General features: G+C 66.7%; 5 protein-coding genes and 1 pseudogene. 1 reads left to right on the forward strand and 5 read right to left on the reverse strand.

Annotation, left to right across the window (positions count from 1 at the left end; translation table 11 throughout):
- Positions 1–466 precede the first annotated feature (466 nt).
- Entirely contained in the window at positions 467–1,666 is a 1,200-nt protein-coding gene (locus E1287_RS41155) for a GAF domain-containing SpoIIE family protein phosphatase (RefSeq protein ID WP_207934774.1), read from the reverse strand.
- A gap of 282 nt (positions 1,667–1,948) precedes the next feature.
- Here E1287_RS41155 and E1287_RS41160 point away from each other — a divergent pair.
- A pseudogene (locus E1287_RS41160) lies at positions 1,949–2,116 on the forward strand (transposase); the annotation flags it as partial.
- Positions 2,117–2,673: 557 nt separating this feature from the next.
- On the opposite strand, the gene E1287_RS41165 reads toward E1287_RS41160, so the two are convergent.
- The 4 genes from E1287_RS41165 to E1287_RS41180 all read right to left on the reverse strand — a co-directional run bounded on the left by E1287_RS41165 (position 2,674) and on the right by E1287_RS41180 (position 6,482).
- Positions 2,674–3,759: an IS110 family transposase gene (locus E1287_RS41165; RefSeq protein ID WP_243719797.1), complete on the reverse strand. Its 1,086-nt coding sequence runs from the start codon at positions 3,757–3,759 to the stop codon at positions 2,674–2,676.
- Positions 3,760–4,115: 356 nt separating this feature from the next.
- Positions 4,116–4,748, reverse strand: coding sequence for a DUF1990 family protein (locus E1287_RS41170; RefSeq protein ID WP_131971227.1), 633 nt, complete (start codon positions 4,746–4,748; stop codon positions 4,116–4,118).
- Positions 4,745–6,178, reverse strand: coding sequence for a DUF1990 family protein (locus E1287_RS41175; RefSeq protein WP_165969441.1), 1,434 nt, complete (start codon positions 6,176–6,178; stop codon positions 4,745–4,747). Before E1287_RS41175 ends, E1287_RS41170 begins: the two co-directional genes overlap by 4 nt.
- Positions 6,179–6,272: 94 nt before the next feature.
- Positions 6,273–6,482 (reverse strand): hypothetical protein, encoded by a 210-nt coding sequence (locus tag E1287_RS41180; protein ID WP_131971231.1) that lies wholly within the window; start codon positions 6,480–6,482, stop codon positions 6,273–6,275.
- Positions 6,483–6,645: the final 163 nt, after the last annotated feature.

Consider the following 6,645-nt stretch of genomic DNA (forward strand, 5'->3'; position numbering starts at 1 on the left):
GGGCTTCGCCGCCGCCGTCCGCGCCGCCGAGGCCACCGCGCCCACTCACCCCCACCCCGGCACCGAATCCGCCACCAAGAACATGCTCGCGGGACCGATGGTCGCCATGGTGGACCGCGTCCGCGACCTGATCCGCGACGCCCGCGACAAAGACTGACCGAAAGCGAAGCCCTTTTCTCGACGACGGCCACACAAACGGCGACAGCGAAACCCGGGCTGGTGCAGGCGGGATCGCCGAAACCGTCGGCCACCTCGTCAAGGCCATGGCGCAGGGCGAGGTACACGGCGGGGTCGTAGCTGTTATGGGGAGCAGCACCATGTCGCCCGTCTGAGGGGCAGCCGGGGAAAGTCGGTGTCGCGGGTAAGTTTCGTGCCAGTGATGGTGGTGGACGGGAGGAACTCATTGACGCCAATGGGGTGGACGCCGAGGCCGGTGGCCTAGCGTGCAGCTCTGCGCGACCCCCGCCTACGCGGTCGTTGTCCGGCGCATCACCAGTAGCGCGACATCGTCCGCTGTCGGCTGACGGCCGATGAGCGCCGCCATCACGGCGGCGCTGACTTCCTCGGGCGGGCCGGCGTACACCGCCTCGCACAGCCGGTCGATGTCGCTGTCTATCGAACTGCTGCGCCGCTCCACCAGCCCATCGGTGTAGAAGCACAGCAGAGCGCCGGGAGGGAGCTTGACTGTCGTGCTCTGGCGGGGGACCTCTTCGCCGAGGCCGATCAGGACGTCAGGCTTCACAGCGACAGGTGCCGCCGGAGACCCGGGCAGGGCGAGGACGGGCGGGCAATGGCCGGCCGAGGACAGCCGGATCTGCTCCCAAGACGGGTCGCACACCGCGTACAGCACGGTCGCCGTCGCGTCGGGCTCGAAATGCTGCATCTTCCGGTTGAGCTTGTGCAGGACCTCGGCCGGATCGGTGCTCTCCAGCGCGTAAGCGCGCAGTGCACTGCGCATCCGCCCCATCACGACGGCGGCCGCGAACCCGTGCCCTGCCACGTCGCCCATGACGATGCCGAACTCGCCCGAGGGGAGGGGAAACACGTCGTACCAGTCCCCTCCGAGGCTGGCCGTGCCAGGACGGTAGCGAGCCGTCCATTCGACGCCGTGAACGTCCGGAAGCGCAGACGGCACCAGGCTGCGCTGTAGTTCCAGCGCGCCGGCGCGTTCGGCGCGGCTGAGCAGAGACTGCACTGCCAGCGCGGCGTGCGCAGCCGCATGCTGCAGGACTTCGGTCTCTTCCTCGGTGAACACACGCCTGGTAAGCGTCCCGACGTGCATCACCCCCACCAGTTTGCCGCGGCCGATGAGCGGAACGCCGAGCAGGGAGCGGAGGCCTCGCTGGACAAGAAGCGGGTTGAACAGGTCGGCACTGGTCGCATCCGGGATGAGGACCGGTCGCCGTTCTGCTGCGACGCGACCGGCGAAACCTTGCCCCACCGGGACATGAGCCGCCTGGCTGACCTCTTCCTCGATGCCTTTCGCCGCCGTCGCCACCAGAATCCGCTCCCGGCGATCAAGGAGAAGCACCACGGCGGTGTCCACGTTCATGACCTCGCGCACACGCTCCAGCAAGGAGTCCAGGAACTCGTCGGCCTCCAAGTGGACGAGCACCTGGTCGCTGATCGCCTGAATAATCTCGAGCCGCCTGGTGACGTCCTCCAAGGATCCTTGCGTGTTCTTCACAGCACAACCGTATGTCCGTTTCGGGCGTATCACTACTATCACCGCAGGTGAGGCATGCGCAGGGCCGATGCAGTTCCCAAGATCGGCACCGGCGTCGCTGAGTCGATCCGTGCTTTGCATCTGGTTCGCAGCGGGGCGGTCAGGCCCGCGCCGCCTGCGTCAACGAAATGAAGGCTCTACTCATCACCGCTCCGGCCGAGCTGCGCGAGCAGCTGCCGTCCCGGTGAGACAGGCAGGCCGAACCTGCCGGCAGTGCGCCGCATCGGCGTGGAGACCACTGCTCAGCTCCTGGCCACCTGCGGCGCCAACCCCGACCGTCCGCGGTCCGAGGCGGCGTTCGCGTCGTTGTGCGGGGTCTTCCCTGTTCCGGCCTCCATTGGCAAGATCAGACGACACCGGCTCAACCACGGCGGCGAGCGGGAGGCCAACCGATGCCCCTGCGCGATCCTGCGGGCCGGGCCCACACCGCCGCCGCGAGATGGTCGTTCAGATAGGTCCCCCGAAACTTCCAGAAACGGGTTTCTCATTCGTTGGCGATACCCGGAGGTAACAAAGTAAACGGCACAACGGCCAACCCATCTTGGTGACGACCAGCCTCAGCCGTCCCGCGTCACAGCCGGCTCTCCTCGGGTGTCTCGACCCGGATCCGCATGACGACGACATCGAAGTGGCGTTGTTCGCCAAGCAGGCGACCTGACGGTCAAGCCGCGCACGCAGCTCGGCGCCAACGGCATGCCTCGCCGCTACGCCGACTGTCCTGATGAGTTCTCCACCCCTCAACCCGGTGTCCTCGGCCGGCGCTGCGCTCCTGGGACTGTCGACCTTCCGTTGACGTCGACAACACGTTCCGGTCGATGACCAGAAGAAGGGTGACACGCGCACTAAAAACAGGCGACGGGCGATCGCAGGGCCGGGAGGATTCCCAATGAGGTTGTCAACCCGACGCCGTAACCGATCGTGAGCGGTTCAGGCTGCTGTAGTCAGTTTCACGGCGGGTGCAGCCATGTAGGCGCGTCCGTCCTTGAGCATCGCCCACAGCACGTTGACTCTGCGGCGGGCCAACGCGAGCAGGGCCTGGATGTGCTTCTTGCCCTCGGCCCTCTTGCGCTCGTAGCGGACATGTAGAACACCCGCAGCAGGCGGCGACTGTAACGCCGGGACCGGCGCAGGTTGCCGCTGATCTTGCCCAAGTCCCGGGGTACTGGCGCGAGTCCCGAGATGCCAGCCAACCGGTCCGCGCTGCCGAAGGCGGTCATGTCGCCGCCGGTGGCGGCGATGAACTCGGCGCCCAGGATGGGGCCGATGCCGGGCAGGCTGGTGATCACCGCGGCGTGTTCGTGCTCGCGAAACCGGGGCTCGATGGCCGCATCGGTCTCGGCGAGTTCGGCATCGAGGGCGATCACCTCCTTGGCCAGGCGCTCGACCACCGCGGCGGCGGTCTTCTCGCCCGTGACCGTGGTGCGCTGGGCCTGGGCGGCCTCGATCGCGGCCCGAGCCACACGGGCGGAGTTGCGGAGCTTGCGGGCCCGCAGCCACGTCTCCAGCCGGGCCTGGCCGATTTGGCGCAGCGAGGTGGGGGTGCGATAGCCGGTGAGCAGCATCAGGGCGGCCTTGCTCTTGCTGTAGTCGAAGGCGCGCTCCAGGGCGGCAAAGTAGCCCAGGAGCTGGTCGCGCAGCCGGTTGATGGTCCGGGTTCGGTCGCAGGCCAGGTCGGTCCGGCGGCCGGTGAGGTTGCGCAGGTCCGCGGCGATCTCGTCGAAGGACACGATCGGGTGCAGATCCCGGCGCATGCGAGCCTGGTCGGCGATGACGAAGGCGTCCTTGGCGTCAGTCTTGCCGCCGCCCCGGTAGGCGCCGGAGGCGTGGTAGACGGTGCGCCCCGGGATGTAGACCAGGTCCTGGCCGTAGCCGAGCAGCAGGGTGATGAGCAGGGCCCCTCCACCGCTGTTGAGGTCGATCGCCCACCGCACGTCCTCACCCAGGGCGTTGGCCTCGGTGATGAGGCCGAGGATCTCGGCTTCGTCGTTGACCACCTTCCTGGACAGCAGCCGGTTGCCGTCGGGGTCGATCACCGTGCAGTGGTGGTGGGTTTTACCCGCGTCCACACCTGCCCAGATGCGAGGCCTCGGGCTCCTCCGTCGTCGCAGTTCACATGGGGGTCCCGCAGACGACCGCGCCGTCGTGTCCTTACACAGCGAATTGTTCGCGCATCCCAATCAGCGGTCGGGTCGTCGTGGAGCGCCAGGCGGCCAACCCTCTCAAGCCACCCAGGTGGCAAAACCATGAAAGCCATACCTGGCGCTCCCGGGGTCCTCCCAACCCTACGAATGGTCAGGAACGAACACACAGGAAGAAGGTAAGGAAACACCATGACCGGACGCCCGGCCCGGGTCGCTAGCCTGTTGAGTTTCTCTTGAAGAGCCTGACGCTATGTGGCGAGTTTGGCCGTGGTCAGCGCCCTCATGCGTCGGCACGCCCGCTTGTAGAACTTCAGTTGCATGTATCGACCGAAGAGCAGGAAGCCGAAACGCACGATGGGGTGTGGGGTGGACGCGGCTTGCGAAAAACCGTGAATGTGGAATTCCACTTCACCGGTGTCGAGCCATTTACGCACCTCTTGGTCCATCTGCCCCCGTTCGAGGTGTCCCTCCAACGTTTGATAGCTCCAGCCCCACACTCTCGCCTGGCGTCCGTCTTGCTCGATGATCGTGTCGACGACGTCGCCGACACGGAGACCGAGGTAGAAACGCAGCCCGTAGAACCGTGCTTCGAGTAGCATGTTCCGGCCCGGCTCCGGCGGGCCCGAGCGGCAGATCTCCCGGATAATGGCTGGGTCGGCGTATTGGTAGTCCCGAATGAGGTTGCAGGCGATCTCCCAACTTCCTCCGAAAATCGGAGGTCCCGGCGGCTCCGGGGGCAACTGCTGCCGGTAGTCATCGACATGCCAGCCCTGCTCCGGCCTGCTCATGTCGTCTTGCCGAGGATCGAAGTTGAGGCGGCACCGGTGCAGGTCGGCGTGGTGCCGCCGCATGCGCTGCCGGGCGCGATTGTTCCTTGTCATGACGATGGCTTTTCCGGCCGATGCTCGGGCGCAGGGCGTGGACGTGCGCCATGGTGGGCGACACGCTGGACAGACGCATAGGTGGAGCCGCGTACCTGCTGGAGCAGCCCAGCCGGATGAAGCTCCTGTATTGGATGCCGGGCGGGATTGAACCGCATTGGCTCGCGGTCGTCACTGTGTGCCGGCCCCGTGAGCCGCAGTTCGCCGAACCGCTCCCACGGGCCGAATTCGGTCGCCACCACCAGATCGAGGAGCAGCGGCCGCTCGTCCACGGCGCGCGCGAGGGTTTCCAGGTCAGCTGGACCGAGGTGTGTCCGCCGGGCGACCGCGCCCAGCAGGACCCGGCGGTCACCTACCCGGTACGTCAGCAGAGAGCCGTAGAACGCGGGACTCCACTTGGTCATGGGCCGGAGCAGGTGGCGACCGAGCACGGAGCGCCCGGTCGTGGCCAACAGCAGCTCAGCAGTGGCCTGGTCACCGGCACGGTCGCTGGCGCCAGGACCGGTGTCGGCCTGTGGCTGCGTCCATCTCAGCGCCAGGCCCAGCACGTCCGGCAGCACGGGCGGCAACCCCACCGCGCGGGAAAGCCGCACTTTGCCTGGGAGTTCCGTGTGGCCGTCTAGCAGTGGAACTCCCCAGCTTTGGGAGGTGCCGTGCAGGGTCAGCGTGGCATCGAACACCAGGCCTCTGGGATGCAGGGGGCGATTGCGCAGCCGTGCCGCCAGGGCGAAGCACCGCGCGCATACCACCTCGACCGCGCGGAAGATCGACCGTTTCCCACGCCTGGATCCGGAGATATCCATCCGTTCCGTATGGGCTTCCACCTCACCGACCATATGGCCGCCCGAAAGCTCGGCTACCCGCGCGCAGAAATGCGTCCACATATGCAGTTGCATTTCCTTCGCGATACCCACCTTCTCATAGAGAAGCTCTGCCAACCGGTCGCCGCTACGCGCCCATGACTCGATCGTGAAGACCAGGCCGCCCTCACGAGCCTCTCCTACCCGAAACTCGATCTCACCGGCCTCCATGTGGCCCTCCAGCGTGGCGAACCGGAACGACAGCGGTGTCCGTTCCACCACCCGGACCGGGCAGTCCCAAGGCCCCGGCATGTGGACCACGTACTCGTCTCCGACGTCCAAGCGCCGGAGAACTCCCGAGGTCTTGTCGAAGACGGCGACCTCCACCGGTGACGCGGCGTTGAGATCATCGCACAGCCGTTTGATCAACTGCGCCGCGGTCAATGGGCTGCCGGAGATCCGGACGATGTAACGCCGCTGGTAGGTGGGTCCGACGCCCTGCCGCGCACTTTGCAGCCGGGTTCCGTCGCGATGCGGAAACCGTTCGACCCCCGATAGCACCCCCGAACGGAGCCTGCGCCGCTGTATCCGGCGGGAACGCCGCAGCCACCGCCACGCAGCGATGCCCATGCCCGCGGGCCAACGCGCCGCACGTGCGCGCCGCCGCCAACGTACTCGCACTGCGTCCCCCATGTTCGCCCTGTCATCTCATGCCAACGCCCTCTTAGCCGACGCGCCGTGCCATACCCTGCCGGATCAGCCCAAACCGTTCACGCCCTGAGATGAGTGAGGCGGTGAACGTGGTGAACAGTGCCCGGCGAGATGCAGCAGCGGCGCTGGTGAAGGCCGTCATGACCACGATCTCGTCAGCCAGTTCGAGTCTTGATGTACTGAGCTTCGCCATGTTCGTGACCCGCGCGGCGATGTCGCCCATGGCGACCGCCGTCGATGTTCAGGACGGGCATCCGGGGGGAGTGTCAAGTTAACGGCTGATTTGGGGTTTGGGTGGTCAGTGGGTGGTTGGGGTGAGGCGGCCTTCGAAGGCGATCTGGAAGGCGTTCAGGGCGGGCTTCCAGCGCTGGACCCAGCGTTTCTGG

Source organism: Actinomadura sp. KC06, assembly GCF_004348735.1.
Lineage (GTDB): Bacteria > Actinomycetota > Actinomycetes > Streptosporangiales > Streptosporangiaceae > Spirillospora.

Coding starts and splice junctions, on each gene's coding strand:
- E1287_RS41170 (WP_131971227.1), bottom strand. CDS start 4,748: ATGACAAGGAACAATCGCGCCCGGCAGCGCATGCGGCGGCACCACGCC.
- E1287_RS41180 (WP_131971231.1), bottom strand. CDS start 6,482: ATGGGCGACATCGCCGCGCGGGTCACGAACATGGCGAAGCTCAGTACA.
- E1287_RS41175 (WP_165969441.1), bottom strand. CDS start 6,178: ATGGGCATCGCTGCGTGGCGGTGGCTGCGGCGTTCCCGCCGGATACAG.